This is a genomic window from Devosia sp. Leaf64 (assembly GCF_001421945.1).
Lineage (GTDB): Bacteria > Pseudomonadota > Alphaproteobacteria > Rhizobiales > Devosiaceae > Devosia.
This window is the reverse complement of record NZ_LMLO01000021.1, coordinates 458,222-483,317: the sequence shown is the minus strand read 5'-3', so window position 1 is coordinate 483,317 and position 25,096 is coordinate 458,222. Positions and strand designations below refer to the sequence as shown.

Here is a 25,096-nt window from a genome sequence, read left to right as displayed (position 1 = left end):
GGCGGGAGGGTGGTTTCCATCCTCCCAGCCTTTTCTCAGCCGTGTTTGTCCGGTTAATTCACGCCAGGACTTACAGCGCCTGGACCAGACCATGCCCATCACTATCCGCCCTGCCCGCGCCGCTGACCGGGATGCGATCATCGCCATGCATGTGGAGATGAGCCGCAAAGCCTATGGGCACATTCTCTCCGACTATTATTTCGCCGAAGTTTTGCAGGTGGAGAAGGACAAGCTCTGGACGGAGCGCTTTGCTGCGCCAGTCGACCCCAAGCGGCTATCGATCATGGTGGCGGATGCGGATGGTGTGCTGGCTGGATTTACCAGCGCCGTGTTCGACCCGAGCGACAAGTGAGGCACCTATCTGCACCACCTCTATGTCGGCACTGCCTTTCAGCGGCAGGGGCTGGCGCGGCGGCTTTGGCTTGCCATTCTCGACACCTTTCCTGCATCGTTCCAGGATGCGCCGATTTCCCTTCTTGCTCTTGAGGGCAATATGCCGGCACGGACGCTTTATGAGCGTGTGGGCGGCAGGGTTGAGGAGCGCATACTGGCACAGTATCCGGGCAGCCCGGATACGCCGGTGTTGCGATATACGTGGCCGCATCGCGATGTGTTGCGCCAAAGGCTTGCGCCACACACTGCTTGATCCCTCAGTTGTATGAAAGCGAGGCCGCGACCTTTGGCGGCAGGGCGGAAACGGGCCTTGAACGCAGATCGCGGCGGAAGTCGCTGGGGGACATGCCGGCGATCTTGCGGAAGAGCTTGTTGAAGGCGCTGAGCGAGCCGAAGCCGCTGTCCATGGCGATTTGCAGTACGTTTTCATCGTCGCGCATTAGCAGCGCCTGCGCGTAAGACAGGCGGATCAGGTTGACGTAGTCGTTGAGCGTCATACCCGTGCATTTCTTGAAGACGGTCATCGCATATTTGGGGTGCACGTCGGCTGCCACGGCGATGTCGACAGAGTCGATGTCCTCGCGGAAATTGTCGGCGATGAAATCGCAGATGCGCACAACGATCGGCGAAATATGCTGGTCGGTCGAGGAGCCGTCGGACTGGATTGGGTGGCTCGACAGCAGCTCATAAGGCGCGAAGCGGATGCGCTCGATCCGAAGGAGGAGTTCGTCCACTGCGACGCTGACGCGAAGCGGATCATTGGAGCGCACATAGTCGTTCCAGCGGGCGAAATTGAGCGTATCCGAAGGATCAGTTGCCTTGGTGACGAGAGAGGCGCCCTGCATCAGCCCAGCCTGGACGTCCTGCGGCAGGCGCAGGCGGAAGAAATGAACGAGCGGAAGATGGCCGCCTGTGTAAACGAGGTCGTCCGAGGCATCGTCGAGGCGATGGGGTTGGCCGCCCCAGAACAGGGCGAGATCGCCGGCGGAAAAGCGGACTTCGTAGCCGCTCATGGCATAATGCGCCCAGCCACGGACGATATAATTGACCTCGACCTGCGCATGCCAATGCGGCGTACGCATCAGCAGCGGAGACGCATGGAACATGTTGAGTTCGGTGGGGAGGCGTTCGACGCCATTGATTGACGGCTCATAAAAGCCGCGATCCACCATCTTACTATCCGCCAATTTGAAATACCCGATAAGAGCGACGGCTCTAATAGAGTCTCTAGCTTAGGTAGCGCTCGGCATAAGAGCAAGGGAGGAGAGAGCGCGGGGCCTTGTGTCAGCCGCGCCCACCTGATTCTGCCGACAGCAATAAGATCGAGCCAACCGGAAACGGGATGGCTCCTTGCGAGGAAAGAACATGACTGACAAGAAAATTCGCTGGGGCATTATTGGCCCAGGCAGCATCGCCAAGGCATTCCGCGGCGGCCTCGAGCATTCCAAGCATGGCGTTCTGGCAGCAATCGCTACCCGCGATCCAAGCAAGCCGAACCTGGTCGTAGATTTTCCGGGAGTGCGCGTGGTGAAGGGCTATGACGCCCTTCTCGCCGACAAGGACATCGACGCGGTCTATATCGCCGTGCCGCATACCGGCCACGCCGAATGGGCCATCAAGGCGGCGGAAGCCGGCAAACATGTGCTGGTCGAAAAGCCGCTGGCGCTTTCCGCTCATGAAATCGACGCCGTGTTCCATGCGCACAAGAAGGCCGGCACCTTTGCCGGCGAAGCCTTCATGTATCGCCTGCACCCGCAGGTGAAGCAGCTCCTCGACTTGATCAAATCCGGCGCCATCGGCGAAGTGCGGATGATTCAGTCGAGCTTTGGTTTCTCGATGGGCAAGTTCCAGCCGCAGCACCGCCTGTTCGCTTCGGAATTGGCTGGCGGCGGCATTCTGGACGTCGGCGGTTATCCGGTTTCCATGGCGCGGCTTATTGCCGGCGCGGCGCTCGGCAAACCGTTTGCTGATCCGGTTAAGGTGGCTGGCACGGCCAAGCTCAACGATGAAGGCACGGACGACTGGGCCGCGGCGCTGCTGACGTTCGAGAACGGTATCGTCGCGCAGGTGTCTTGCGCGGTGATGGCCAATCTCGACAATGTGCTGCGCATCCATGGCTCGGAAGGCCGGATCGAAGTGCCGGAATTCTGGTTTGCCAATGGCAACCGTGACCAGGGCCTTGGCCGCATCGACATCATCAAGGGCGGCAAGACCGAAACGGTTTCGGTCAATGAAACCGCCCATGTCTATTCGTTCGAAGCGGACGCCGCCTCGCTCGCCATTCTCGAAGGCAAGCAGGAATTCCCGGCGCCAGGCATGACCTGGGGCGATAGCCTTGGCAACGCACGCGTACTGGATCAGTGGCGTAAGGACGCCGGGATTGAGTACTCGGTCGAAAAATACACCAACCGTGTCAACACCTTGGACAATCGCAAGCTGGGACCGAACAGCGGCGTGATCACCAAGCGCTCGATTCCGGGGCTGAACAAGCCGGCTTCCGCAGTTGCCCTTGGCTTTGAAGATTTCCGCACCTTCTCCTCGGGCGCGATTCTGCTCGATGCGTTCTGGGAAAAGGGTGGCAATATCTTTGATACCGCCTTCATCTATGGCGGTGGCTACACCGAAAAGCTCTTTGGCGAATGGCAGAAGAGCCGCGGCGTGCGTGAAGACGCCGTGGTCATCGGCAAGGGCGCGCACTCGCCGCTCGTCTATCCCGACGTCATCGGCAAGCAGCTGACCCAGTCGCTCGATCGGCTTCAAACAGACTATGTCGACGTCTATTTCATGCACCGCGACAATACCGATGTGCCAGTGGGCGAATTCGTCGATGCCATGGATGCCGAGGTGAAGGCTGGCCGCATTCGTGGGCCGTTCGGTGGGTCGAACTGGACCAAAGAGCGTATGGACGAAGCAATTGCCTATGCCGAACGCACGGGCAAGGCCAAGCCACAGGCCCTAAGCAATAACTTTGCGCTGGCCGAAATGCTCGATCCGATCTGGGGCGGCTGCGTCACGTCATCGACGCCTGATTTCAAGCAGTGGCTGATCGACCGTCAGGTGACCAACTTCTCGTGGTCGAGCCAGGCTCGCGGGTTCTTCACCGACCTTGCTGGTCGCGACAAGACCGACAATGAGGAATTGGTTCGCGTTTGGTACAACGAGCAGAACTTTGGCCGTCGTGACCGGGCCATCGAGCTGGCCAATCAGATTGGCCACAACCCAATCCATGTGGCGCTGGCCTATGTGTTGGCCCAGCCTTTCCCCAGCGTACCGTTGATCGGGCCGCGTCGTCTGGTTGAGCTCGAAGACAGCGTCAAGGCTTTCGAGATCAAGCTGACGCCAGAACAGGTGAAATGGCTGGAAGGCTAAGCCTTAACAAAACCGAAACAGATCAAGGGGTCCGGCAACGGGCCCCTTTTTCAATGGCTGGAATGGCGTCGATAATTTCACACCGCCGCGTAGAGAATTCATCCGCGCTGTTCGGCGAAAGAAGACAGTTTGTGCCCTGAAGCGCGGTTGTCAGGTCAATTGGCCTGCCCTATGTTATCCATCGTGAGATTACGATCTCGCGCAATTCTCAGGGCGGGGTGCAATTCCCCACCGGCGGTAAGGCGGCGACGCCAAGCCCGCGAGCGCTTCCGGCTTCGGCTGGAGGGTCAGCAGATCCGGTTTGATTCCGGAGCCGACGGTATAGTCCGGATGAAAGAGAATGAGTTGGTAAGCGCTCGACGGCGCTCGCGTTTTTCCGCGAGCACTGTGTACGTCGCCTTCTCGTAACCCTGAGGAAACTGGTTACGGAAAGGACACCATATGAACCAGATTTCCTCTTCTAAATATGCCAGCGCCACTTCGGGCGCGCTTTTCATGCTCGTCGCGAGCTTGGCTTTTGCCGCTTCCAATACGCTACAATCCGTTTTGCCCACGCCGGTAGATTATGGCGGGTTTGGCATGAGCTCGACCGGCATGGCCTTCTGGCAATATGTCATTGCCTCCATTCTGGCGCTGCCGATCATCATGCGGATCGGCCTCAAGAATTTGCGCACCAGCTTCCCCCTTGCCCACGAAATTCGTGCATTCGCTTCGGCGCTCGGCGTGCATGTATTCGTCTATGGTTTCGCCTCGGGCGTGCCAATCTGGCAGATGGTGACGCTGCTCGCCACCGGGCCGCTATTCATCATTCTGGGATCGACGCTGCTTCTCGGCGAAAAGGCCTCCACGGCCCGGATTGGCGCCGCGCTGACCGGCTTTGCTGGAGCAATCATTGTATCGGGCATTGGGGCCGAAGGGTTTTCCTGGCAAACCCTTGTGCCGATTTTGGCGGCAGCGCTTTGGGCAACCACGGATATTCTAACCAAGTATTTGACGCATAAGGGCGAAAGCCCCGAGACGCTCACCATTTCACTGCTGGTGCTGATCACACCGAACCACCTTGCTATCCTGCTGCTGGTGACCGCCTTTTCCTGGGCGCTGCCGGTCGGTGCTGCTCCTGGCTTTCCGTTTGCCTTGCCGACGGGTACCGGTTTGCTCCTGCTTTTGTTGCTCGGTGCACTAACGGCCGCGGCGCAGTATCTGCTGAGCTTTGCCTATCGGGCCGCGGATGCAACCTTCCTCCAGCCATTCGGTGATTTGAAGGTCCCCCTGGGCGCGATCGTCGGCTGGATCGTGCTTGGTCAGGTGCCATCGGTATGGTTCTGGCCCGGTGCAGCGCTGATCATTCTGGCGTCGCTGTTCCTCTATCTTGTTGAAGGACGCGACCAAGGATCGAAATTCGTAGCGGCATAGCGTTCCGCGCGTAGAATAATTCTTCCAAATCGGGCGCCGGCAATGCGATATTGCCGGCGTTGCTATTTTGAGGGTGTTCGATGGACCGGGGAGAGATTTTGGCGGCGCCGAAAAATTTCGAGGCGCTGCGGGAGCTTATCCTTGAACGGCGGCGCGAACTGCCCAAGCGCCTGGCGCAGGTAGCGGCCTTTGCGCTTGATCATCCCGATGAGATCGCGTTTGGCACGGCGGCGAGTATCGCGCTCGCGGCGGAAGTGCAGCCATCTACGCTGGTTCGATTTTCGCAAGCCTTTGGTTTTGATGGCTTTTCGGCATTGCAGGCTGTGTTTCGTGAGCGGTTGCGAGAGCGAAATTCGAGCTATGAAGATCGCCTTGCAGAGCTTGAAAGCGGGGAATTGGCGCCGGCAGGATCGGCGGTCATCCTCAGTTCATTCATTGCTGCAGCCCATCGCAGCCTTGATAATCTGGGGACTGCAATCGACCCTAAACGCTTCGAATCTGCTACCATTACGTTAGCATCGGCGCGCACAATTCACCTTATTGCACGTCGGCGCAGTTATCCGATCGCGACCTACATGGCCTACGCGCTTTCGCAGCTCAAAATCCGCTGTCAGATCGCTGGGACCGCGTCGGGGATAGACGATGATCTGCTCGCAATGGCCGACCCGGGTGACGCGGCTTTTGCGATCAGCTTTTCATCTTATGCTCCGGAGACAATCGCGCAGGCATCGGCCTTGGCGGCGCGGGGTATCCCAGTCGTGTCGCTGACCGACTCAGCGTTCTCGCCGCTGGCGGAATGTTCGACGGTCTGGTTCGAACTGGTCGAAGCCGACCATGCCGGGTTCCGATCGTTATCTGCAAGCATGGCCTTTGCCATGGCGCTAGCGGTTGGCATTGCGGAAGAACGGCGGCGGACACAAATTTCATGAATGGAACAAGTATTCTATATTTGATCTGATTTAGAAGATGTGTTTCAATTCCTCCAACGATAAGCCGCCGCGGGAGGAATTTTGGTGAGCACGCAACAGACGCTCGATGTGATCACCATTGGCCGCGCCTCGGTGGACCTCTACGGCCAGCAGATCGGCACGCGACTGGAGGATATCGGTAGCTTCGCTAAATCCGTCGGCGGGTGCCCGACCAATATTTCTGTCGGCACGGCGCGGCTGGGGCTGAAGTCGGCGCTGATCACGCGGGTTGGCAATGAACAGATGGGCCGCTTCATTCGCGAGCAATTGCGGCGCGAGGGGGTAGAGACCCAGGGCGTTGTAACCGATCCCGAGCGGCTAACGGCGCTGGTGCTGCTTTCGGTCGAGAACGACAATTCGTTTCCGCTGATTTTCTATCGCGACAACTGCGCCGATTCTGCGCTGAATGAAGGCGACATCGACGAGGATTTTGTGCGCTCGGCCAAGGCGGTGCTGGTGACCGGCACGCACTTTGCCAAGCCCAATACAGACGCGGCGCAGCGCAAGGCAATGCGGATTGCCAAGGCGAATGGCGCCAAGGTTATCCTCGATATCGACTATCGGCCCAACCTTTGGGGGCTGGCGGGGCACGATGCGGGCGACAGCCGCTATATCGCGTCGGATGAAGTCTCCAAGCACATGCAGACCGTTTTGGCGGATTGCGATCTGATCGTCGGGACGGAAGAGGAAGTGCTTATCGCGTCGGGCGAGAGCGATCTGACAGCGGCGCTGAAGACCATTCGAAGCTTTTCGAGCGGGACCATTGTGCTCAAGCGCGGGCCGATGGGGTGCATCGTTTATGACGGGGCTATTCCGGATGATCTCGAGTACGGGATCGTCGGCAAGGGGTTTCCGATCGAAGTCTATAATGTGCTGGGGGCTGGCGACGCTTTCATGAGCGGATTTTTGCGCGGGTGGCTGCGCGGGGAACCGCATGCGACGAGTGCGACCTGGGCCAATGCTTGCGGCGCCTTTGCGGTGAGCCGGCTACTGTGTGCGCCGGAAATTCCGACCTGGACCGAACTCAACTACTTCCTCGATCATGGCAGCAAAGAGCGGGCGCTGCGCAAGGATGAGGCGATCAATCACGTGCACTGGGCGACGACGCGGCGGCGCGAAATCCCAAGCATGAAGGCGCTGGCAATCGACCATCGGCTCCAGATCGAAGAGATGGCAGCGGGCGACGCGGAAAAGCTCAAGCGCATTCCGGCGTTCAAGGTGCTGGCCGTGAAGGCAGCGGCGCAGGTGGCTGGTGGGCGCGACGGCTTTGGCATGCTGCTCGACGACAAATATGGGCGCGATGCGCTTTATGCAGCCAGCGCGATCGGCAATTTCTGGGTGGCAAAGCCTATTGAGTTGCCGGGGTCGCGGCCGCTGCAGTTTGAGTTTTCGCAGGATCTGGGATCGCGGCTGGTGGATTGGCCGGTGGATCACTGCATAAAGGTGCTGTGTTTCTATCATCCGGACGATGCGGCGGAATTGCGGGACGTGCAGATCGATAAGCTCCGCGCGGCTTATGATGCGGCGCGCAAAATCGGGCGCGAGCTATTGGTCGAGATCATTTCCAGCAAGCATGGCGCGCTGAGCGACGATACGGCGGCGCGGTCGATGCAAGCGGTATATGCGGCAGGGATCAAGCCGGATTGGTGGAAACTCGAGACGCAGCCGAGCGCGGAGGCTTGGCGCCAGATCGATGCCACGATCGAAGCGCATGATCCGCTTTGCCGGGGGGTCGTGCTGCTCGGGCTCGATGCGCCTGCGGAGCAGTTGATCGCTGGCTTTGCGGCGGCGAAGGCAGCAAAGTCGGTGAAGGGCTTTGCAGTCGGGCGGACGATTTTTGCTGATGCGGCGAGGGCTTGGCTCGATGGGCGCATTGGGGATGATGAAGCCGTGGCGATGATGGCGCAGCGGTTTGCGGGATTGGTTGAGGCTTGGGATGGGGCTTAAGCTCTAGGGAAACCTACCCTCCACCGCGTCATTCCCGCGAAAGCGGGAATCCCGGCTTCAGTGGCAGTGAGATTCCCGCTTTCGCGGGAATGACGCGGTGGGAAATGGATGGTGGCCCTCGGGGCAAGCCCGAGGGAAGCGCGGTGGCTTAACAGGCGGTAGCGCCACGAATTAGGGTCCGGCAAGGACCGAAAAATACGAGGAGTGGCCATGAGCCAGAAGACAGTTCGATTGACGATGGCTCAGGCTGTGGCGCGGTTTTTGACGGCGCAGAAGACTGTGATTGCCGGGGAGACGGTGCCGATCTTTGGCGGGGTTTTCGCCATCTTTGGGCATGGCAATGTGGCCGGGATCGGCGAGGCGCTTTATGGCGTCAAGGATACGCTGCCGACCTATCGCGGGCAGAACGAACAGGGCATGGCGCATGCGGCGATTGCCTATGCCAAGGCCAGCTTCCGGCGTCGGTTCATGGCGGTCACTAGCTCCATCGGGCCGGGCGCGCTGAACATGGTGACGGCGGCAGCGCTGGCGCATGTGAACAGGCTGCCGGTGCTTTTGCTGCCGGGCGATGTGTTTGCCAATCGTTTGCCCGATCCTGTCTTGCAGCAAGTGGAAGACTGGGGCGATGGCACGGTATCGGCCAATGACTGTTTTAGGCCCATCAGCCGCTATTTCGATCGGATCACGCGGCCGGAGCAGATCATTCCGGCGCTGCGGCGGGCCATGCAGGTGCTGACCGATCCGGCTGAATGCGGGCCGGTGACGCTGAGCTTGTGCCAGGATGTGCAGGCGGAAGCCTATGACTATCCCGAGAGTTTCTTTGCCGAGAAGGTGTGGGTACCGCGGCGGATCATGCCCGATGCGGACGAATTTGCGACGGCGGCGGCGACGCTGAAGCTGGCGAAGAAGCCGGTCATTATTGCGGGCGGCGGCGTGCTTTATTCGGAAGCGAGCGAGAGCCTGATGGCTTTTGCCGAGGAGCATGGCATCCCCGTTATGGAGACGCAGGCGGGCAAGAGCGCCCTGCCCCATGCGCATGAACTGAACATGGGCAGCGTGGGCGTGACGGGATCGTCAGCGTCAAACATTTTGGCTGGAGAGGCTGATGTGGTGCTGGCTGTCGGCACGCGGTTGCAGGATTTTACCACTGGGTCGTGGTCCCTGTTCAAGAACGAAGATCTCAAGATTATCGGACTCAATGTGCAGCCGTTTGATGCAGGGAAGCATGAGGCGCTGCCGCTGGTATCGGATGCTCGTGTAGGACTTGAAGCGCTGGATGCGGCGCTGCTCGGCTGGCAAGTCGATTCCGATTGGACGCATAAGGCTATGCGCGAAAAGGACAAATGGCTCCTGGATGCTGACGCAGCGACCGGGCCGACTAATGTGGAATTGCCGTCGGATGCGCAGGTGATCGGGGCGGTACAGCGGGCCCGGACCAAGGCGACGCTGGTTTGCGCGGCGGGCGGGTTGCCGGGCGAGTTGCACAAGCTCTGGAAGGCGGGTGCGCCGGGCAGCTATCATCTCGAATATGGTTTTTCGACCATGGGCTACGAGATTGCCGGCGGGCTTGGCGTGAAGCTGGCGCGGCCCGAGGACGACGTGGTCGTGATGGTTGGCGATGGCAGCTATATGATGCTGAACTCGGAGATTGTTTCGTCGATCATGCTGGGCGCCAAGCTGACGATCGTGCTGCTGGATAATGCGGGCTACGGCTGCATCAACCGGCTGCAGATGGCCACGGGCGGGGCGAATTTTAACAACCTGCTTAGGGATACGCATCACGTGACGCTGCCGGGCATCGACTTTGCGGCGCATGCAGCGGCGATGGGGGCGGTGAGCCGGAAGGTTGGGTCGATTGCCGAGCTTGAGACGGCGCTGATCGAGACGGCTGATGTCGAGCGGACGACGGTGATTGTGATTGATACCGATCCGCTGGTGACGACGGATGCTGGGGGAACCTGGTGGGATGTGGCGGTGCCGGAAGTGAGTGAGCGCGGGCAGGTGAATGCGGCGCGTGAGGGTTATGTGAAGGCGCTGATGGCGCAGCGGATTGGGTGAGGCATCCCCCTCACCGACTCGGCTTCGCCGAGCCACCTCTCGCCGATGGGGAGAGGAATAAGAGGGGCCGGACTATTCTTCTCCCCTTCGGGGAGAAGGTGGCGCGTAGCGCCGGATGAGGGGGTGGCCGAGTGATCCACAGACCCCTCTGCGGAGGATAGAACCCCTCACCCTGGAAATCTGCTGAACGCAGATTTCCTGTCCCTCTCCCGCAAGGGGCGAGGGAAGAGCGGTGGGTGGGGCGAGATTGGCGCGACGGCGCGGGAGAGACTAAAAGAATGAAAGCCAAACTTGGGATGTCGCCCATTGCGTGGTGGAACGACGATCTGGTGGAGTTGAGCGATGATGTGTCGCTCGAGGAGTGCCTGCGACAATCGCGGTCGGCTGGATTTACCGGGATGGAGAAGGGGCGGCGGTTTCCGGATGATCCGGAGGTGATGCTGCCGATCCTGCGCGCAGCCGACGTGACGCTGTGTGGCGGGTGGTTTTCGGGGACGCTAGTCGAGGAAGAGCTGGCGGCCAACAAGGACCGCATTCTGCCCATGATCGAGCTGTTCAAGGCCGTAAGCGCGCCTTGCATCGTTTATGGCGAAGTGGGCCGATCGGTGCAGGGCAAGCGCGAGATTCCGCTGGCGCAGAAGCCGAGGCTGACTGACGACGAGATGAAGGCTTATGGGCGGAAGGTGACCGAATTTGGCGAATGGTGCGCCGAGCAGGGCACGCCGCTGAGCTATCATCACCATATGGCGGCGGTGGTCGAGACCGAGGCGGAACTCGATGCGTTTATGGCGGCTTCGGGCGCGGGCATTCCGCTGCTGCTCGATGCGGGGCATCTGGCCTTTGCGGGCGGTGATCCACTGCGGGCGATTGATAAGCATCATGAGCGCATCAACCATGTGCATGTGAAGGATATTCGCCGGTCAGTCGTCGATGGACTCGATCGCTCCAAGCAGAGTTTCCTCGATGCCGTGGCACTTGGTGCTTTTACCGTGCCGGGTGATGGGTCGCTGGATTTTGGCGCCATCGTGCAGCGGCTGGCCGATCATGGCTATGAGGGGTGGTTTGTGGTCGAGGCCGAACAGGACCCGAAGGCCAATCCGCCGCTGAAAATGGCGCAGGTGGGCCACAAGGAGCTAATGCGCGTGATGACTGCGGCGGGTTACACCGTCGAGACGCAAGGTTTTCCGAACGCGTGAGTTTTGCTAGACCATGCGCCAACGAAGAAGGATTGGCGCATGGCTCTGAAAGAAAACGATCTCAACTGGTTCCGACCGCTTTGGCGCCGGGTGGCCATCGTGGTGTTTCTGGCGATCTGGCTTGCCTGGGAGGCGATCTGGACCAAGGAGACACTCTGGATCGTGCTGGTAGGCGCTGCGCTCGCCTATTCGCTCTGGAATTTCTTCTATGCCTTCCCCAAGGAGCAGCCCAAAAATGAGCAAATCCCCCCTGCTGGTCCGGTCGACGGCGACGAGCGGCAAGATCCATGATGTGACGCCGGCTTCGGCTGGCTGGACGCATGTCGGCTTCGGGCTGCATCGGCTCAAGCCGGGCGAGGCCTATGGCGAAGCGACGGGCGAGCGCGAGGTTTGCCTAGTGGTCGTTTCCGGCAAGGGGCGCTTTGCCGTCGATGGCGAGGATTTTGGCGAGCTTGGGGAGCGGATGAGCCCGTTCGAAGGGGCGCCATGGGCGCTCTATGTGCCGGCGGGGCGCGACTGGGCAGTCGATGCGACGACTGACCTGGAACTGGCTGTGTGCTCGGCGCCGGGCGGCGGGGATTTCCATACCCAAATCATACCGCCGGGGACGCACCCGCGGCTGAGCCGTGGCAAGGGCGCTAATGTGCGGCACGTCTACAATATCATGCCCGAGGATGACGGCTCGGCCAATGCGCTGCTGGTGGTGGAAGTAATCACGCCGCAGGGCAATACATCGTCCTATCCGCCGCACAAGCACGATCAGGACAATCTTCCGCACGAGAGTTTTCTGGAAGAGACCTATTATCACCGCATGAACCCGCCGCAGGGGTTTGCGTTTCAGCGGGTCTATACCGACGACCGGAGCCTTGATGAGGCGATGGCGGTCGAGGATGGCGATGTGACGCTGGTGCCGCGGGGATATCACCCGGTGGCGACCACGGCGGGGTATGATCTCTACTACCTCAACGTGATGGCCGGGCCGAAGCGCGTGTGGAAATTCCACAATGCGCCAGAGCATGAGTGGATGCTGAAGTAGGGTTTGTAGCCTTCCACTCCGTCATTGCCCGGCTTGTCCGGGCAATCCAGTTCCCGGTGGTGACGATGGAGTTGAGGCGTTCGAGCTTGACGCCGCGAAGTGCTAATCGAGCATATTTTCCGGCGGTGCGCCGTCGGTGAGCAAGGCGAACTTGTAGGTTTTGTCGGTGTCGTCGGTGGCTTCGCAGGTGTATTGCGCGGGGCCGGCGGTGGGGTCGCCGGCGAGCGTGCATTTTCCTGAGGCTTTGATCTCGACATTGTTGTTGCCACTGCCGTCCTTGCCTTCGGTGATCTGATCCACGGCGAGCGCGAGATTGCCGTTCTCGGCGCTGGCTGTGCCGCTGAGGACGAAGAAGCGGCCGGAGGGGGCGTCGGTCCAGATGGACAGGTCCATGCGGCTGTCGGTGTAAACCACTTGCATGACTTCGCCGGCGCAGAGGCTGGTGAGGTTTTCGGTGCCGACCAGAAAACTCTGGCAGGTGCCGCGGAGGGTGAAGACCGAATGGGGTTCGGCGCTTTGGGCGTTGGGGGACATCAGCAGAAGACCGGTTAGCAGGGGGAGGAATTTCATTGTGCCATCGGTGTTTGGGCTCGGACTAGACTAAACGAAAAAAGGGCGCCGTGGTGGCGCCCTTTTATTTTATAGACCTGAGGATGGGCCCCGGCTTTCGCCGGGGTGGATGGCTGAGGCTCAGCGGCCCTGGAAGACCGATTTGTCGGCCATGATGCCTGTGATTTCGCTGACTTTTACGGCGCGGCCCTCTTTGACGGATTTGAGGGCGGCGTCGGCGAGAGCGAGGGCGATGAGGCCGTCGGTGCCGCTGGGCGAAGCGGGAGTTTTGGATTCGACGAAGTCGATGAAGCTCGAGATTTCGCGGGCATAGGCTTCGGTGTAGCGGGTCATGAAGAAGTCGTGGAGCGGCGGGCGGGTGTAGCCGGCGGCGTTGGCAACTTCGATGGAAACCGGGCGCTGATTTTCGATGGCAACGGCGCCCTTGCTGCCATGGACTTCGACGCGCTGGTCATAGCCGTAAGTGGCGCGGCGCGAGTTGGAAATGGTGGCGTGCTTGCCCGAAGCGGTCGAGAGCATGACCGAGACGCTGTCATAGTCGCCGGCCTCGCCGATGGCGGGATCAACGAGGACCGAGCCCTGGGCGGTGACGGTTTCGATCTCTTCGCCGAGCATGAAGCGGGCCATGTCGAAATCGTGGATGGTCATATCGCGAAAAATGCCGCCGGAGCGCTTGATGTAGTCGACCGGGGGCGCACCGGGATCGCGAGAGGTGATGGTGACCATTTCGACGGTGCCGACCTGGCCTTCGTCGATCGCCTGCTTGACCGCCTGGAAGTGTGGATCGAAGCGGCGATTGAAGCCGACCATGAGGGTGGCGCCGGTTTCATCGACGACGCGAAGGCAGGCTTTGACGCGCTCGACGTCGAGGTCGACCGGCTTTTCGCAGAAGATGGCTTTGCCGGCGCGGGCAAAGCGTTCGATCAGGTCGGCATGGGTATCGGTTGGCGTGCAGACGACAACGGCGTCAATGTCAGCCGAGGTCAGGGTCGTATCGATCGTGCGGACTTCGGCGCCGTATTGGCTGGCGATGGCATTGGCGGCGTCAGCCATTGGGTCGGCGACAGCGACGAGCTTTGCCTTGGGATTGGAGCCAATGGCCTTGGCGTGAACCTTGCCAATGCGGCCGGCGCCGAGAAGGCCAAAACGAACGGTCATGAGGGTACCTCCACCCATAAAGTGTTGTGGAATGAATAGGCGATTTTTGGTGCGGATGGAATGAGAATTCTAGGTCATCATGCTGGGGTTTGTGCACTCATGGCACTTCGGATTTTGTCTTTGCCGAGTTTGGCCTAGCAATCCATATCGCCGCGCATGGACTACCCGGACAGACCGGGTAGTGACGACGGGGTGGAAGGTCGGGCCAAGGGTCCAAAAGACCACGGCATGCCGTCGTGCTTGCTGGCGGGCCCCCTCACCCGCCGCTTTGCGGCGACCTCTCCCCCAGAGGGAGAGGTGAAGATGGTGCCATGACCTAGCGGTTCGAGGCTTGCTGCGCAAGTACCTCACCATTACGGAGCAGGATTAGCAAAACAGAGATCCCCGCTTTCGCGGGGATGACGTTGTGAGTGCCTCGGCTTCTAAGAAACTAGTGCTCGCGCGCCCGCTCGAGGATGCGTTTGCATTCTAAAAGTTCGCGCAAAACTTCGGAGAGTTTTTCGCGCGATTCTTCGTCGAGGGCGGGGTCGGCCGTCATGACGGCTTCTTCGATCTCGGCTTCGTCGGCGGCGGCCTGCGCTTCTTCGATGAGGGGGATGATCTCGTCGAGGCCCTTGCCTTCGCCGACGGCGATGACATAGCGCGGGCCCTGATCCTTGAGGATCTTTTGGACGCCCTTGATGGTAAAGCCTTGATCGTAAAGGAGATGACGGATGCCGCGCAGCAGCATGACGTCTTCGGGGCGGTAATAGCGGCGGCCGCCACCGCGCTTGAGCGGTTTGATGGTGGCGAAGCGCGTCTCCCAGAATCGCAGGACGTGCTGAGGAAGATCGAGCTCTTCCGCGGCTTCAGATATCGTCCGGAATGCGTCTGGAGACTTGTCCAAACCGGTCGCCCCTCGAGTAAGAAAGCCTTACTTTTCAGCGGCAACCATAGACTTGTTGATTTTTGACTTCAACACATTGCTGGGTTTGAACACAAGAACCTGCCGGGGGGAAATAGGCACTTCCTCGCCGGTCTTCGGATTGCGGCCGATCCGCTCGTTTTTGGAGCGAACCTGGAATGATCCAAATGATGAGAGTTTGACATTGGCGCCGGTGATCAGCGCATCTGTGATGAGTTCTAGAACGCGTTCGACCAATTCGGCCGACTCGGTTCGCGACAGACCAACAGTGCCATAAACAGCCTCGGCAAGATCGGCCCGCGTTACCGTCTTCTGCGTCATTCGCACCCCCGTGGTTCAGAACTGATTTCCAAGCCAGCGTACTGTTTTTTTATTCCACTGTCGCCAGTTAGCAGTGCAAACCGGCAGGAAACCTTCCCTCGATCGACGCGGCCCTCGGAAATGCTCCGAAAAGGCCATTACGTCGGGCTTCTCCACCCAGGAAGGAGACTAACGCCTTGAAACGGTTGAGGTCAATCGGCTCAATCGCCGACTACCAGCGAATGAGCGAGGCTCCCCAAGTAAAACCGCCACCCATGGCTTCGAGCATGACGAGATCGCCCGACTTGATGCGCCCATCGGCGACGGCGACGCTCAAGGCGAGCGGCACGGAAGCGGCAGATGTATTGGCGTGAATATCGACGGTGGTGACGACCTTTTCGGGCGGCAGGCCGAGCTTGGCCCCTGCCCCATCGATGATGCGCTTATTGGCCTGGTGCGGCACGAACCAATCGAGATCGGCGACGGTGTGGCCGCTCTGTTCGAGCGTCGCGTAGACCACATCGGTGATCTTGCCGACGGCGTGGCGGAAGACTTCCGGGCCCTGCATATGGACATGGCCAGCCGTGCCTGTGGAGGACGGGCCGCCATCGACATAGAGCTTATCCCAATGATGTCCATCGGAGCGGAGAGCGGAGGCGATAATGCCGCGTTCTGGCTCGCCTTCGGCCAGTTCGGCACGCTCGAGAATCATGGCGCCGGCGCCATCGCCGAAGAGCACGCAGGTGGTGCGATCGGTCCAATCGAGAAGGCGGGTGAAGGTCTCGGCGCCGATGACCAGGGCGCGCTTAGCGAGGCCATTCTTGATGTAGCTATCGGCCGTCGTGACAGCATAGACAAAGCCGGAGCAGACTGCCTGGATATCGAAGGCGAAGCCATGGTGCATGCCAAGCTTCATCTGCACGAGCGCCGCCGCCGCGGGGAAGGTGTAATCGGGCGTGGTTGTCGCGACAATGATGAGGTCGATGTCTTCGGGCGTGAGACCGGCATTGTCGAGGGCAGCCTTGGCCGCGGCAACCGCGAGATCGGACGTGAACTCGCCCTCGGCAGCGATGTGCCTCTCCTTGATACCGACGCGCTGCTGGATCCACTCGTCCGACGTATCGACGGTCTTGGCCAATTCGGCATTGGTGACGACGTTTTGGGGAAGGTAGCTACCGACCCCGCGCACAATGGAACGAACTCTGCTCACGCGGACTTGGCCTCGGAATCGGAAGACGGCTCGGGAGCCGCTACAGTGACAGGGAAGCGCTGCATGGTGTCGCTGATCTTGTCGATCAGGCGGCTGCGCGCCATTTCATAGGCAAGGTTGAGTGCACTCTTGTAGCCCACTTCATCCGTGCCGCCATGCGATTTTATGACGATGCCATTGAGGCCCATGAAGACGCCGCCATTGACGGTGCGCGGGTCCATCTTGCGGCGCAGAGCATTGAGCGCGGACGAAGCGAAAAAGGCGCCGAGCATACTGACCCAATTGGCCTTGAGCGCCGAGCGCAAATAGGACGCGACTTGGCGGGCGGTGCCTTCGGCAGTCTTGAGCGCGACATTGCCGACAAAGCCTTCGGTGACGACGACGTCGACCGTGCCCTTGCCGATATCGGTGCCTTCGACAAAGCCGTGATAGGTGAAGCCGGCGCCGCTGGCCTGGCTCAGGATCTTGCCGGCATCCTTGATATAGTCGAGACCCTTGGCCTCTTCCGTGCCGATATTAAGAAGGCCAACGGTCGGCGACTCGGAATCAAACAGCGCGCGGGCGAGCGCGGAGCCGAGAATGGCGTAATCGACGAGCTGGCGGGCGTCGGCACCGATGGTGGCGCCCATATCGAGCACGATGATGTCGCTGCGGGTGGTCGGCCAGATGGCGGCGATGCCTGGACGGGAAATGCCTTCCATGGGGCGGAGGCAGAAGGTGGCCATCGCCATCAGCGCGCCGGTATTGCCGCCCGAAATGGCGACATCGGCCTCACCATCCTTCACGGCCTGGATGGCCATCCACATGGACGAGACGTTCTTGCCCTTGCGCAACGCCTGGCTGGGCTTTTCGTCCATGGCGATGACGGCTTCGCAATGGCGGACAGTGCACGCAGCCTTAAGCTTGGGGAATTCCTCGAGGAGCGGATCGATCTGCTCCTTACGCCCATGGAAGATGAAGCGGGTGTTCTTCCGCTCGCGAAGGGCCAGATCGGCCCCGTGGATGACTGCGCGCGGAGCGTGGTCGCCACCCATGGCATCCACGGAAATCGTTATAGTATCGGTCATTTCAGCCCGTTTTTCGGCCCGCTTGGGCAGGCATGACAACATATCCCATCAGGGGGTCGGTGCAAGCCCCGCCGGGAAAGGTTCAACTCTTGTCCTGGTCTTTGAGCTTGGCGAGCGCAGCAAAAGGGCCGCTTTCTTCGCCATCACCAATTGGTCCGAGCGCATTGAGATCTTCGCCTTCGCGCCGGGGATAGGGATCGATGGCGAGAGCAAGGGTTTCGAGGAGCAGCGCCGAAAGATCGACCTCGGGACCATCGATATGGTCAGGGAAATCATCGTCTTCAAGATCGATGAAGACTTCCGAGCCCGGCGCGGGCGCCTGATGGCCATGCGGAACGGGCAGGAAGACGCGATCGACTTCTTCGTCGATATCCTGGCTGATCGGTTCAAAGGTCACGACCGAGGGCTGCGTAATGCGGGCTTTCAACCAGCCTTGGGCGCGAAGGCCACCGCGCAGAGGCACGACGGTCAATTCGGCGACAAACCGTTCGACCGAGGTCAGCTTCATGTCTTTCGCGATCTTTTCGCGCGTCGATGCATCGGCATCAACGCTCACCGAGCGCCCGGAGGCGGGGAGTTTGTCGATGCGGACGATAGCGTCAAAAAGCGGTTCCGGCTGGTCTTTCATGCGGCGGGTCCGAAAGTGATGTTTCCGGCCGAAATATCGGCAGGCTGCTGGTCGGCGAGGGTCTGGTCCTGCTCGAACATATAGTCGGCGAGGATGCTGGAGTGTGAGAGGTCCGCGCCTTCGAAAAGATTGCGCGAGAGGACACCGGCGAGCGCCTCCCGATCGTTGCGATCCATCGCTTCATTGATGGCAGCAAGAAGGCCAAAAAAGAGATTGCCCATCTTCTGAATACGTTTTGGCACGCCAAGATCGCCCACGCCCATTTCGCGCAGCGAGCGGTCCATATCCTTGAAGAAGAGATCAAAGACAGCCTGGCTGAACTGACGCGTCGATTCCGTGCCGCGCATACGCCGGAACACCAGGGCCATATGCAAGCTAATCATATCAAAGCGCCCAGTGACCGTATCGGGCACCCCCCATTGTGCATAGAATACCGGCTGCCGGGATTGCGCCACAATGGCGTTATAGACGCCGTAAACGGCATCTGTGGCTGAGTTTTTGCGGAACAGAGACAAGATCATGGGATTGCGCTCAGCCTCGGGATGGGTCAAACACATGCATCGTTCGCCAACCCAATGTCAGCTTGCCACCGAGCCAAGTTGACAGCTAAACATTCCGGCGGCCAAGGGGCACGCGCCTTGTTGAGACGCCTATAGTCGAGAGCCATCGGGAAAGTCAAATTCATGCCCATGCGTATTGCTTCCGCTCCCATCGCACCGATCGCGGCTGCAGCCCTTCTGGCCGTGACCCTGGCGGCCTGTACGAGCAGCACATCGCTCGTGACCAAGCGGACCCAGGGCTACGAGATTTCCGATAGCGCGCTGCAGCAGATCCGCGTCGGCCAGAGCCAGGAGCTCGTGACGCTCGTGCTCGGCTCGCCACAGTCGACCAATACCTTCGGCGATCAAAGCGCCTGGTATTATGTGCAGACCAAGGTGCAGCAGACATCGTTTGGCATGACGACCGGCATGGAGCGCACGGTGCTCGCGGTCTACTTCGACAAGAACAAGAAGGTCGTCGACAAGGCGGTCTATTCGGCAGCCGACGGCAAGACGGTCGAAATCGAAAGCCGCCGTACGCCGTCCTTCGGCGAAGACCGCACGTTTATCGACCAGATCCTGCAGTCGTTCTGAGGTTTTTGGACGCAAAGAATTGGAAAAGCCCCGGTGCATGCCGGGGCTTTTTGTTTGTGCGGGGTACCCCCACCTAACCTCCCCCTGGTAGGGGGAGGAAGCGATCGAGCGTCAGGCGAAGCCGAGGCTTAGGGTGTAGGTCACCGGCGATTTGGCGGTGATGTAGACGCGGTGGCCTTTGAGGGTCAGGCTGCCATTGGTCCAGCTATATTGTTCGCCGGGACGCACCTCGATGAGGCCTTTGCCATTGCCGGGGCCGAAGGTGATCTTGTCCTGGCCGAGGGTGTAGGTCCCCTGCCCTTCGATCAGATGGAAGGTGCCATCTTCGAGGGCTTCGACGCCTGACAGTTCGCCGCCTTCGCGGAAGGTGAGTTCCCAGGTGAGTTCAACATCGTCTTCGCCCGAGACGTCAAAGGCGAGATCGAACCCATTTTCGGTTTCAGTGATGGCCACGTCGGTCTTGAGATCACGCGTTGAGACGGGGCGATTTTCGAAATCGAGCATGGAATTGAAGCGGCCATCCACAGAACGCGAAAGCGCATAGACGCCGTCGGGATCGCGGCGCTCTGGGGGCATGGGAAGGTAGTAAGGGACCTTGAGCTCATTGCCGAGCGTGATGGCGCCGTTGTCGTAGCCGATGCCGTTGGAGCGGAAATGGCCCATGGAGAAGAAGTTGGGCACGAGGCGCACGGCGTCGAGGATTGCAGCGCCGTTTGTGGCGCGGAAAAATGTGGGGTTTGTCGAGAGGCCAGAGCCGACAGTGTTGAAGAACTTGCTCTCTTGCCCGTTCACATACCAATCACTGCCGCCGAAGGCGGAGGCGGTAATTTTGCCGCGGCGGATGCGGACGAGGCCTGCGGTATTGTAGTGTTTCTTGAAATCGACGAGGGCTTCCTCGCTGGCCGGGAGGGCTGCGGCGAGTTCGGGACGTTCGATGAGATCGCCAAGATAATCGCCGAGTTCAGGGGCGAATTTTTCTTCGATAAGGCGGGCCATGGCAGCAAAACGGCCATTGGTATCGAGGAGAGCCAGTTCGCGGAACTGGACGTAGAAGGACTTTAGATTGGTGCCCTGCTGATGCTGATCCTGGCGGCGGGAGTGAACGGCTTCGATTTCGCCGTTCCGGTCAGCGTGCTCGATCGAGAGTTCGAGATTTTTGCGGACATAATCGAGGAGTTCTGGCCGATCGAGGACGTGGGCAACGACGAGCAGCGAAGGATTGGTGACCTCGGAATAGTAGATCGGGCTTCGCTCGGAATAGATGCCGTCTTCGTCGATATCCATGCCTTCGGCGAGCCATTGGTCTATGCGGGCAAGGTAGGATTTATCGCCAGTGACGTGGCTGATGCGCGCGAGGGCGGCGCAGATTTTCCAGCGGTGATTGGGCGTGTGGACGCCGCCGGTCGCGAGGCCTGGGCCGGCCTTGGTCAGGATGGCGCGGATCGTGTCAGCGATGGCGGCGCTATCGGCGTGATCATCAGCCTCAAGCAGCGAGACCATGAGACCGAAATCTTCGATGAGGAAGCCGGTATCGGGCGGGGAATGGCGATTGCCGACGCTGAAGGTGCCATCGTCATGCTGCGCCTGGCTGAGCTTTTCGAGCGCCTGGCGGATGTGGGGGAGCAGGGATTCGTCGTGGTGGTATTTCGAGTCCGCCCAGACAAAGGGCGTGACGAGGCGGCGAACCTGGCGCGTCAAGCCGCGTGGGGAACCGGTCATCGCCTCGGGCAGGCCCTCAATGGTCTTTTGGACCTGGCCGTCCGCGGATTTGGTAAGAAGAGCGAGACTAGCGGTATCGGCTTCGGCTGACATGGCGGTTCCTGTAAGACCAAGGGTGATGGCGGAGCCCGCGAGCCAGCGAGACTGGGCAACGGCTTGCGTGCAGAGCGCCGACGCGGCACCCAAGAAAAAACGGCGATTCATGATGTCCTCCTCAATGAGCGGAGGCCGGCGTTTATTATTGTACCGAAGGCTCAGCCGCTCTTGGTGATGATATGCAAATTCCACAATCGTAGATCGCGGAACAAACATTCCATCAGTCAGACGGAAACGTCAAGGCTAAGTAACCAGTTGGTGCATTGAATGCGGCTAGCGAGCTCACGGGATTACTTTGGCGAGCCGTTTTTGCCGAAGAGCTCTTGGAAGGCCGCCCTGGAGACAATGACCATGTTTTGCGATACCGGGCCCGACGGCGCTGACGCGACAGTAAGGGACTTCAGGACTGGGAACGCGCCGAGCGGGGGGCCGGTCCTTCCGGAGAGAGCAGATTCACGCTGTCGCCTTCAGTTACGCCGAGCGACAGTGGAACGTCGGGCGACAGCACAATGTCTTCGGCTGGAAGCTTGGCGTTCTTCGCGCTGCACTCGACGATGACGCCAACGCTCTCCGATGCCGTGCTCGCCAGCGCGTATTGTACTGGACACGGCGCCTCAGCCTGCACAGCAGGGGTCAACGCCATGGTTGCCAGCGGAAGGGCAGCAGGGTGGAGCGCTGTGCGGAAGGGGGTCAGGCCTTCTTTTCCATATCGACGCCGGCGGTGCGGGCGATGGAATCAAGGGCGGCGTTGACCATGCCGGAGGCGTCTTCTTCGAAGAAAGCGCGGGCAACATCGACATATTCGGTGATGACGACCCGGGGCGGGATATCGCGGCGGCGGAGCAGCTCGAAGGCAGCGGCGCGGAGGATGGCGCGGAGCGTCGAGTCGATGCGCTCCATCGGCCAGTCGTCAGCCAGAGCGGTATCGATCGCGGGGTCGATTTCGAGCTGGTTTTTGGTTACGCCACGAACGATCTGGCTGAAAAAATCGGCGTCGGCCGGGAGATATTGCTCGCCTTCGATCTCGCGGCCGAGATGAAAAGCGCCGAACTGGGCGAGCGTATCTTCAAGCGTCTGGCGGCCCACATCCATTTGATAAAGCGCCTGCACGGCGGCAAGGCGTGCAGCACCGCGCTGATTGGCGCTGCGTGCGGTCTGGGGTACGGGCTTCTGCGTGTCGTTCATACTATGCGTTCAACTTTGCCTTGAGAGCGGCGAGAGCGAGGGCGGCGCGGGCAGCATCGCCGCCACGGTCGCCATCATTGGTGCGGGCGCGGGCCCATGCCTGACCTTCATTCTCGACGGTAAGAATGCCGATGCCGAGAGGCAGTGCATCGACGACGGCCAATTCGGCCAGCGCGCGAATGCTCTCGCTGGCAACAGCGACGTAATGATTGGACTGGCCGCGGATGACACAGCCGAGGGCGACGAAGCCGTCATATCGTTCGGTTTCGAGCGCCATGGCGACGCCCACCGGAACTTCCATGGCGCCGGGGACGGCAATGACGTCGTAGGTCGCGCCAGCGGCGGTCAGCGCGGCAACGGCACCCGACTTCATTTCATCGGCAATGCCGGGATAAGCCCTACCCTCGACGATGAGGAAGTGGAGCCCAACTGCGGAATTGGCCTCGATGGGGAAACGTTCGCCGTAAGAATCCATTGCCGTCATCCTAAAACTTGCCAGCCAATCCCTTAGTCCGCCGGGCGAGTCCGCGCAACTGCAGGACTCCGGTGGGGAACTCAATCATCTTCGGGAGGCGGCGTATTGGCGTCGGCATCGAGGGTAGCAAGGAAATCCCGGAAATCGTCGGGACCGGCAAAGTTCTTGTAGACCGAGGCGAAGCGAACGAAGGCAACGTCATCGAGACCCTTGAGGCCCTCCATGACATACTCGCCGATCTGATCCGAGGTGATCTCCACATCGCCAAGGCTTTCAAGCTGGCGGACGATGCCCGAAATCATGCGCTCGACGCGTTCGGGATCGACAGAGCGCTTGCGGAGCGCTGTATTGACCGAGCGGGTGAGTTTTTCGCGATCGAAGGGGACTTTTCGGCCGGTTTTCTTGACCACGGTCAGATCACGCAACTGCACGCGCTCGAATGTGGTGAAGCGGCCGCCGCAGGCATTGCACACGCGGCGACGGCGGATAGCGCCCGAATCTTCAGTCGGGCGGCTATCCTTCACCTGGGTATCGTCATTGCCACAATAGGGGCAGCGCATTGGCTCTATGTCCTCTCATGGCAAAGAAGGGTTCCCGCTTGCGCGGGAATGACGAAGGGTGTTTTACCCGTAGATCGGGAAGCGGTCGGTCAGGGCTTTTACCTTGGCGCGGACTTCGGCTTCGACGGCACCATTGTTGTCGTCGCCATTGGTCTTAAGGCCATCGAGCACTTCGATGATCAGCTCGCCAATGGTCTGGAACTCGGCCGTGCCAAACCCGCGCGTCGTGCCCGCCGGAGTGCCGAGGCGGATGCCCGAGGTGATCGCCGGCTTTTCCGGATCGAAAGGCACGGCATTCTTGTTGCAGGTGATATGCGCGCGGCCGAGGGCATTTTCGGTCGCCTTGCCGGTGAGGCCCTTGGGACGGAGATCGACCAGCATTAGATGATTGTCGGTGCCGCCCGAAACGATATCGACGCCGCCCTTGACGAGGGTTTCGGCAAGAACCTGAGCATTGGCAACGACCTGAGCAGCGTATTGCTTGAACTCAGGCTGGAGCGCTTCCTTGAAGGCCACGGCCTTGGCCGCGATGACATGCATCAGCGGGCCGCCCTGGATGCCCGGGAAAATGGCCGAATTGATCTTCTTGGCGATGTCTTCATCGTTGGTAAGGATCAGGCCGCCACGCGGACCACGGAGGGTCTTGTGGGTGGTGGTCGATGCGACATGGGCATGGGGGAACGGGCTCGGATAAGCGCCGCCGGCAACGAGACCGGCCACGTGGGCCATATCGACGAACAGGATTGCGCCGACTTCGTCAGCGATCTGGCGGAACTCGGCCCAATCCATGACGCGCGAATAGGCCGAGAAACCGGCGACGATCATCTTGGGCTTGTGCTCGCGCGCGAGCTGGCGGACCTGGTCCATATCCACGCGGCCATCCTGCTTGCGGAGGCCATATTGGATGGCGTTGAACCACTTGCCGGACTGGTTGGGCTTGGCGCCATGGGTCAGGTGACCACCCGCGTCGAGCGACATGCCGAGGATGGTATCACCCGGCTGGATCAGGGCCTGATAGACGCCCTGGTTGGCCTGGGAACCGGAATTGGGCTGGACGTTGGCAAAAGCCACACCGAAAAGTTGCTTGGCGCGCTCGATCGCGAGGGTTTCGGCAACGTCGACATATTGGCAGCCGCCATAGTAGCGCTTGCCGGGATAGCCTTCGGCATACTTGTTGGTCAGCACCGAACCCTGAGCTTCGAGCACAGCCTGGGAGACGATGTTTTCCGAAGCGATCAGCTCGATTTCGTTCTGCTGGCGACCCAGTTCGTCCTGGATGGCCCGTGCGAGATCCGGATCCGTCTCGGCCACGGCGGCAGAGAAGAAATGCGGGAAGAGCGGAGTTGACGTTGCAGCGCTCATGGGAAGACTTCCTCAAAAAGGATCAGGTTGGCCGGCATGGCGGTGCCCATATCACGTCGAATGGCGCAAATAAAAGGCCGACAGACGGAAACGGGTGCATGGGGGCTCCCTTGATCGCGGATGGGTGCCCAGGCGAGCGGCTTCACAGAGGTTCGCGTTCCCCGGTGGTTGCCCACCTTTTCTCGCCAGTCGCGCGAACGGCACCCTTATGCCGCAAATGAGCGCCTGGGAAAAGAGGGCGCGTCACTCAACTGGGTGAAAGCACATATGAGGTGTTCATTATTTAGGCATCTCGCAACCAGTCGACAGGTCTCGACATTGTTTGCGCAAGGATCTTGTGGGCTGCGGC

24 protein-coding genes and 2 riboswitches are annotated in these 25,096 nt (G+C 60.3%); of the genes, 10 read left to right on the top strand and 14 right to left on the bottom strand.

Going from position 1 to position 25,096, the window contains the following annotated elements:
* Window positions 1-91: 91 nt before the first annotated feature.
* Window positions 92-352, top strand: a complete 261-nt coding sequence (locus ASE94_RS15225) for a hypothetical protein (RefSeq protein WP_062631102.1) — start codon at window positions 92-94, stop codon at window positions 350-352.
* Window positions 353-650: 298 nt separating this feature from the next.
* On the opposite strand, the gene ASE94_RS15220 is transcribed toward ASE94_RS15225, so the two are convergent.
* Window positions 651-1,565, bottom strand: a complete 915-nt coding sequence (locus ASE94_RS15220; RefSeq protein WP_062631101.1) for a helix-turn-helix domain-containing protein — start codon at window positions 1,563-1,565, stop codon at window positions 651-653.
* A gap of 193 nt (window positions 1,566-1,758) precedes the next feature.
* Here ASE94_RS15220 and ASE94_RS15215 point away from each other — a divergent pair, with 193 nt between their 5' ends.
* The 8 genes from ASE94_RS15215 (at window position 1,759) to iolB (ending at window position 12,380) form a co-directional block, all read left to right on the top strand.
* Entirely contained in the window at window positions 1,759-3,762 is a 2,004-nt protein-coding gene (locus ASE94_RS15215) for an aldo/keto reductase (RefSeq protein ID WP_062631100.1), read from the top strand.
* 200 nt (window positions 3,763-3,962) lie between these two features.
* A riboswitch (FMN riboswitch) is annotated at window positions 3,963-4,108 on the top strand.
* Window positions 4,109-4,203: 95 nt separating this feature from the next.
* Window positions 4,204-5,175, top strand: coding sequence for a DMT family transporter (locus tag ASE94_RS15210; protein ID WP_062631099.1), 972 nt, complete (start codon window positions 4,204-4,206; stop codon window positions 5,173-5,175).
* Window positions 5,176-5,273: 98 nt separating this feature from the next.
* The gene (locus tag ASE94_RS15205; protein WP_244484054.1) at window positions 5,274-6,104 is read left to right on the top strand and encodes a MurR/RpiR family transcriptional regulator; all 831 of its coding nucleotides are present in this window, start codon (window positions 5,274-5,276) and stop codon (window positions 6,102-6,104) included.
* Between the two features lie 84 nt (window positions 6,105-6,188).
* Window positions 6,189-8,090 carry a 5-dehydro-2-deoxygluconokinase gene (iolC, locus tag ASE94_RS15200; protein WP_244484053.1) on the top strand — a complete coding sequence of 634 codons (1,902 nt, stop codon included), beginning with the start codon at window positions 6,189-6,191 and terminating at the stop codon, window positions 8,088-8,090.
* A 210-nt stretch (window positions 8,091-8,300) separates the two neighbouring features.
* Window positions 8,301-10,148 carry a 3D-(3,5/4)-trihydroxycyclohexane-1,2-dione acylhydrolase (decyclizing) gene (gene iolD, locus ASE94_RS15195; protein WP_062631366.1) on the top strand — a complete coding sequence of 616 codons (1,848 nt, stop codon included), beginning with the start codon at window positions 8,301-8,303 and terminating at the stop codon, window positions 10,146-10,148.
* Between the two features lie 278 nt (window positions 10,149-10,426).
* On the top strand, window positions 10,427-11,344 hold the full coding sequence (gene iolE, locus ASE94_RS15190) for a myo-inosose-2 dehydratase (protein WP_062631096.1): 918 nt from the start codon (window positions 10,427-10,429) through the stop codon (window positions 11,342-11,344).
* A 39-nt stretch (window positions 11,345-11,383) separates the two neighbouring features.
* Complete coding sequence (locus ASE94_RS15185; RefSeq protein ID WP_061907022.1) at window positions 11,384-11,635, top strand: hypothetical protein; 252 nt, start codon at window positions 11,384-11,386, stop codon at window positions 11,633-11,635.
* Window positions 11,580-12,380, top strand: a complete 801-nt coding sequence (gene iolB / locus ASE94_RS15180) for a 5-deoxy-glucuronate isomerase (protein WP_062631095.1) — start codon at window positions 11,580-11,582, stop codon at window positions 12,378-12,380. Before ASE94_RS15185 ends, iolB begins: the two co-directional genes overlap by 56 nt.
* A 102-nt stretch (window positions 12,381-12,482) precedes the next feature.
* Here the strand turns inward: iolB and ASE94_RS15175 are convergent, their stop codons facing one another.
* The 8 genes from ASE94_RS15175 to ASE94_RS15140 form a co-directional block, all read right to left on the bottom strand.
* Window positions 12,483-12,950: a hypothetical protein gene (locus tag ASE94_RS15175; RefSeq protein ID WP_062631094.1), complete on the bottom strand. Its 468-nt coding sequence runs from the start codon at window positions 12,948-12,950 to the stop codon at window positions 12,483-12,485.
* Window positions 12,951-13,070: 120 nt separating this feature from the next.
* On the bottom strand, window positions 13,071-14,108 hold the full coding sequence (gene iolG / locus ASE94_RS15170; RefSeq protein ID WP_062631093.1) for an inositol 2-dehydrogenase: 1,038 nt from the start codon (window positions 14,106-14,108) through the stop codon (window positions 13,071-13,073).
* A 430-nt stretch (window positions 14,109-14,538) separates the two neighbouring features.
* Complete coding sequence (locus ASE94_RS15165; protein ID WP_061907026.1) at window positions 14,539-14,994, bottom strand: MerR family transcriptional regulator; 456 nt, start codon at window positions 14,992-14,994, stop codon at window positions 14,539-14,541.
* 27 nt (window positions 14,995-15,021) lie between these two features.
* A complete protein-coding gene (locus tag ASE94_RS15160; RefSeq protein WP_061907027.1) occupies window positions 15,022-15,333 on the bottom strand; it encodes an integration host factor subunit alpha in 312 nt (103 codons plus the stop codon).
* Between the two features lie 211 nt (window positions 15,334-15,544).
* Window positions 15,545-16,522, bottom strand: coding sequence for a beta-ketoacyl-ACP synthase III (locus ASE94_RS15155; protein WP_062631092.1), 978 nt, complete (start codon window positions 16,520-16,522; stop codon window positions 15,545-15,547).
* Window positions 16,519-17,589, bottom strand: a complete 1,071-nt coding sequence (gene plsX / locus ASE94_RS15150) for a phosphate acyltransferase PlsX (protein ID WP_061907029.1) — start codon at window positions 17,587-17,589, stop codon at window positions 16,519-16,521. The genes ASE94_RS15155 and plsX overlap by 4 nt, the downstream gene beginning before the upstream one ends.
* 82 nt (window positions 17,590-17,671) lie before the next feature.
* Window positions 17,672-18,217, bottom strand: coding sequence for a YceD family protein (locus tag ASE94_RS15145; protein WP_062631091.1), 546 nt, complete (start codon window positions 18,215-18,217; stop codon window positions 17,672-17,674).
* Entirely contained in the window at window positions 18,214-18,738 is a 525-nt protein-coding gene (locus tag ASE94_RS15140) for a ubiquinol-cytochrome C chaperone family protein (RefSeq protein WP_162236105.1), read from the bottom strand. Before ASE94_RS15140 ends, ASE94_RS15145 begins: the two co-directional genes overlap by 4 nt.
* A 162-nt stretch (window positions 18,739-18,900) precedes the next feature.
* Here ASE94_RS15140 and bamE point away from each other — a divergent pair, with 162 nt between their 5' ends.
* Window positions 18,901-19,350, top strand: a complete 450-nt coding sequence (gene bamE / locus ASE94_RS15135) for an outer membrane protein assembly factor BamE (protein WP_061907032.1) — start codon at window positions 18,901-18,903, stop codon at window positions 19,348-19,350.
* 111 nt (window positions 19,351-19,461) lie between these two features.
* Here bamE and ASE94_RS15130 read toward each other — a convergent pair whose 3' ends face one another.
* From ASE94_RS15130 to glyA, 5 genes are all read right to left on the bottom strand, one after another.
* On the bottom strand, window positions 19,462-21,273 hold the full coding sequence (locus ASE94_RS15130; protein ID WP_156352169.1) for a hypothetical protein: 1,812 nt from the start codon (window positions 21,271-21,273) through the stop codon (window positions 19,462-19,464).
* A 582-nt stretch (window positions 21,274-21,855) separates the two neighbouring features.
* A complete protein-coding gene (gene nusB / locus ASE94_RS15120) occupies window positions 21,856-22,350 on the bottom strand; it encodes a transcription antitermination factor NusB (RefSeq protein ID WP_061907035.1) in 495 nt (164 codons plus the stop codon).
* 1 nt (window position 22,351) lies between these two features.
* Window positions 22,352-22,825: a 6,7-dimethyl-8-ribityllumazine synthase gene (gene ribH / locus ASE94_RS15115; RefSeq protein ID WP_062631087.1), complete on the bottom strand. Its 474-nt coding sequence runs from the start codon at window positions 22,823-22,825 to the stop codon at window positions 22,352-22,354.
* Window positions 22,826-22,905: 80 nt separating this feature from the next.
* Window positions 22,906-23,385 carry a transcriptional regulator NrdR gene (gene nrdR / locus ASE94_RS15110; protein ID WP_061907036.1) on the bottom strand — a complete coding sequence of 160 codons (480 nt, stop codon included), beginning with the start codon at window positions 23,383-23,385 and terminating at the stop codon, window positions 22,906-22,908.
* A 63-nt stretch (window positions 23,386-23,448) separates the two neighbouring features.
* Window positions 23,449-24,747, bottom strand: a complete 1,299-nt coding sequence (glyA, locus tag ASE94_RS15105; RefSeq protein WP_061907037.1) for a serine hydroxymethyltransferase — start codon at window positions 24,745-24,747, stop codon at window positions 23,449-23,451.
* A 119-nt stretch (window positions 24,748-24,866) separates the two neighbouring features.
* A riboswitch (ZMP/ZTP riboswitch) is annotated at window positions 24,867-24,950 on the bottom strand.
* Between the last annotated feature and the right edge of the window lie 146 nt (window positions 24,951-25,096).

What these genes read in the sequence shown, in the direction of transcription:
- ASE94_RS15225 (WP_062631102.1), top strand. Translation starts at nt 92, where the DNA reads ATGCCCATCACTATCCGCCCTGCCCGCGCCGCTGACCGGGATGCGATC.
- ASE94_RS15220 (WP_062631101.1), bottom strand. Translation starts at nt 1,565, where the DNA reads ATGGTGGATCGCGGCTTTTATGAGCCGTCAATCAATGGCGTCGAACGC.
- ASE94_RS15215 (WP_062631100.1), top strand. Translation starts at nt 1,759, where the DNA reads ATGACTGACAAGAAAATTCGCTGGGGCATTATTGGCCCAGGCAGCATC.
- ASE94_RS15210 (WP_062631099.1), top strand. Translation starts at nt 4,204, where the DNA reads ATGAACCAGATTTCCTCTTCTAAATATGCCAGCGCCACTTCGGGCGCG.
- iolD (WP_062631366.1), top strand. Translation starts at nt 8,301, where the DNA reads ATGAGCCAGAAGACAGTTCGATTGACGATGGCTCAGGCTGTGGCGCGG.
- iolE (WP_062631096.1), top strand. Translation starts at nt 10,427, where the DNA reads ATGAAAGCCAAACTTGGGATGTCGCCCATTGCGTGGTGGAACGACGAT.
- ASE94_RS15185 (WP_061907022.1), top strand. Translation starts at nt 11,384, where the DNA reads ATGGCTCTGAAAGAAAACGATCTCAACTGGTTCCGACCGCTTTGGCGC.
- iolB (WP_062631095.1), top strand. Translation starts at nt 11,580, where the DNA reads ATGAGCAAATCCCCCCTGCTGGTCCGGTCGACGGCGACGAGCGGCAAG.
- ASE94_RS15175 (WP_062631094.1), bottom strand. Translation starts at nt 12,950, where the DNA reads ATGAAATTCCTCCCCCTGCTAACCGGTCTTCTGCTGATGTCCCCCAAC.
- iolG (WP_062631093.1), bottom strand. Translation starts at nt 14,108, where the DNA reads ATGACCGTTCGTTTTGGCCTTCTCGGCGCCGGCCGCATTGGCAAGGTT.
- ASE94_RS15160 (WP_061907027.1), bottom strand. Translation starts at nt 15,333, where the DNA reads ATGACGCAGAAGACGGTAACGCGGGCCGATCTTGCCGAGGCTGTTTAT.
- plsX (WP_061907029.1), bottom strand. Translation starts at nt 17,589, where the DNA reads ATGACCGATACTATAACGATTTCCGTGGATGCCATGGGTGGCGACCAC.
- ASE94_RS15145 (WP_062631091.1), bottom strand. Translation starts at nt 18,217, where the DNA reads ATGAAAGACCAGCCGGAACCGCTTTTTGACGCTATCGTCCGCATCGAC.
- ASE94_RS15140 (WP_162236105.1), bottom strand. Translation starts at nt 18,738, where the DNA reads ATGATCTTGTCTCTGTTCCGCAAAAACTCAGCCACAGATGCCGTTTAC.
- bamE (WP_061907032.1), top strand. Translation starts at nt 18,901, where the DNA reads ATGCCCATGCGTATTGCTTCCGCTCCCATCGCACCGATCGCGGCTGCA.
- ASE94_RS15130 (WP_156352169.1), bottom strand. Translation starts at nt 21,273, where the DNA reads ATGAATCGCCGTTTTTTCTTGGGTGCCGCGTCGGCGCTCTGCACGCAA.
- nusB (WP_061907035.1), bottom strand. Translation starts at nt 22,350, where the DNA reads ATGAACGACACGCAGAAGCCCGTACCCCAGACCGCACGCAGCGCCAAT.
- ribH (WP_062631087.1), bottom strand. Translation starts at nt 22,825, where the DNA reads ATGGATTCTTACGGCGAACGTTTCCCCATCGAGGCCAATTCCGCAGTT.
- nrdR (WP_061907036.1), bottom strand. Translation starts at nt 23,385, where the DNA reads ATGCGCTGCCCCTATTGTGGCAATGACGATACCCAGGTGAAGGATAGC.
- glyA (WP_061907037.1), bottom strand. Translation starts at nt 24,747, where the DNA reads ATGAGCGCTGCAACGTCAACTCCGCTCTTCCCGCATTTCTTCTCTGCC.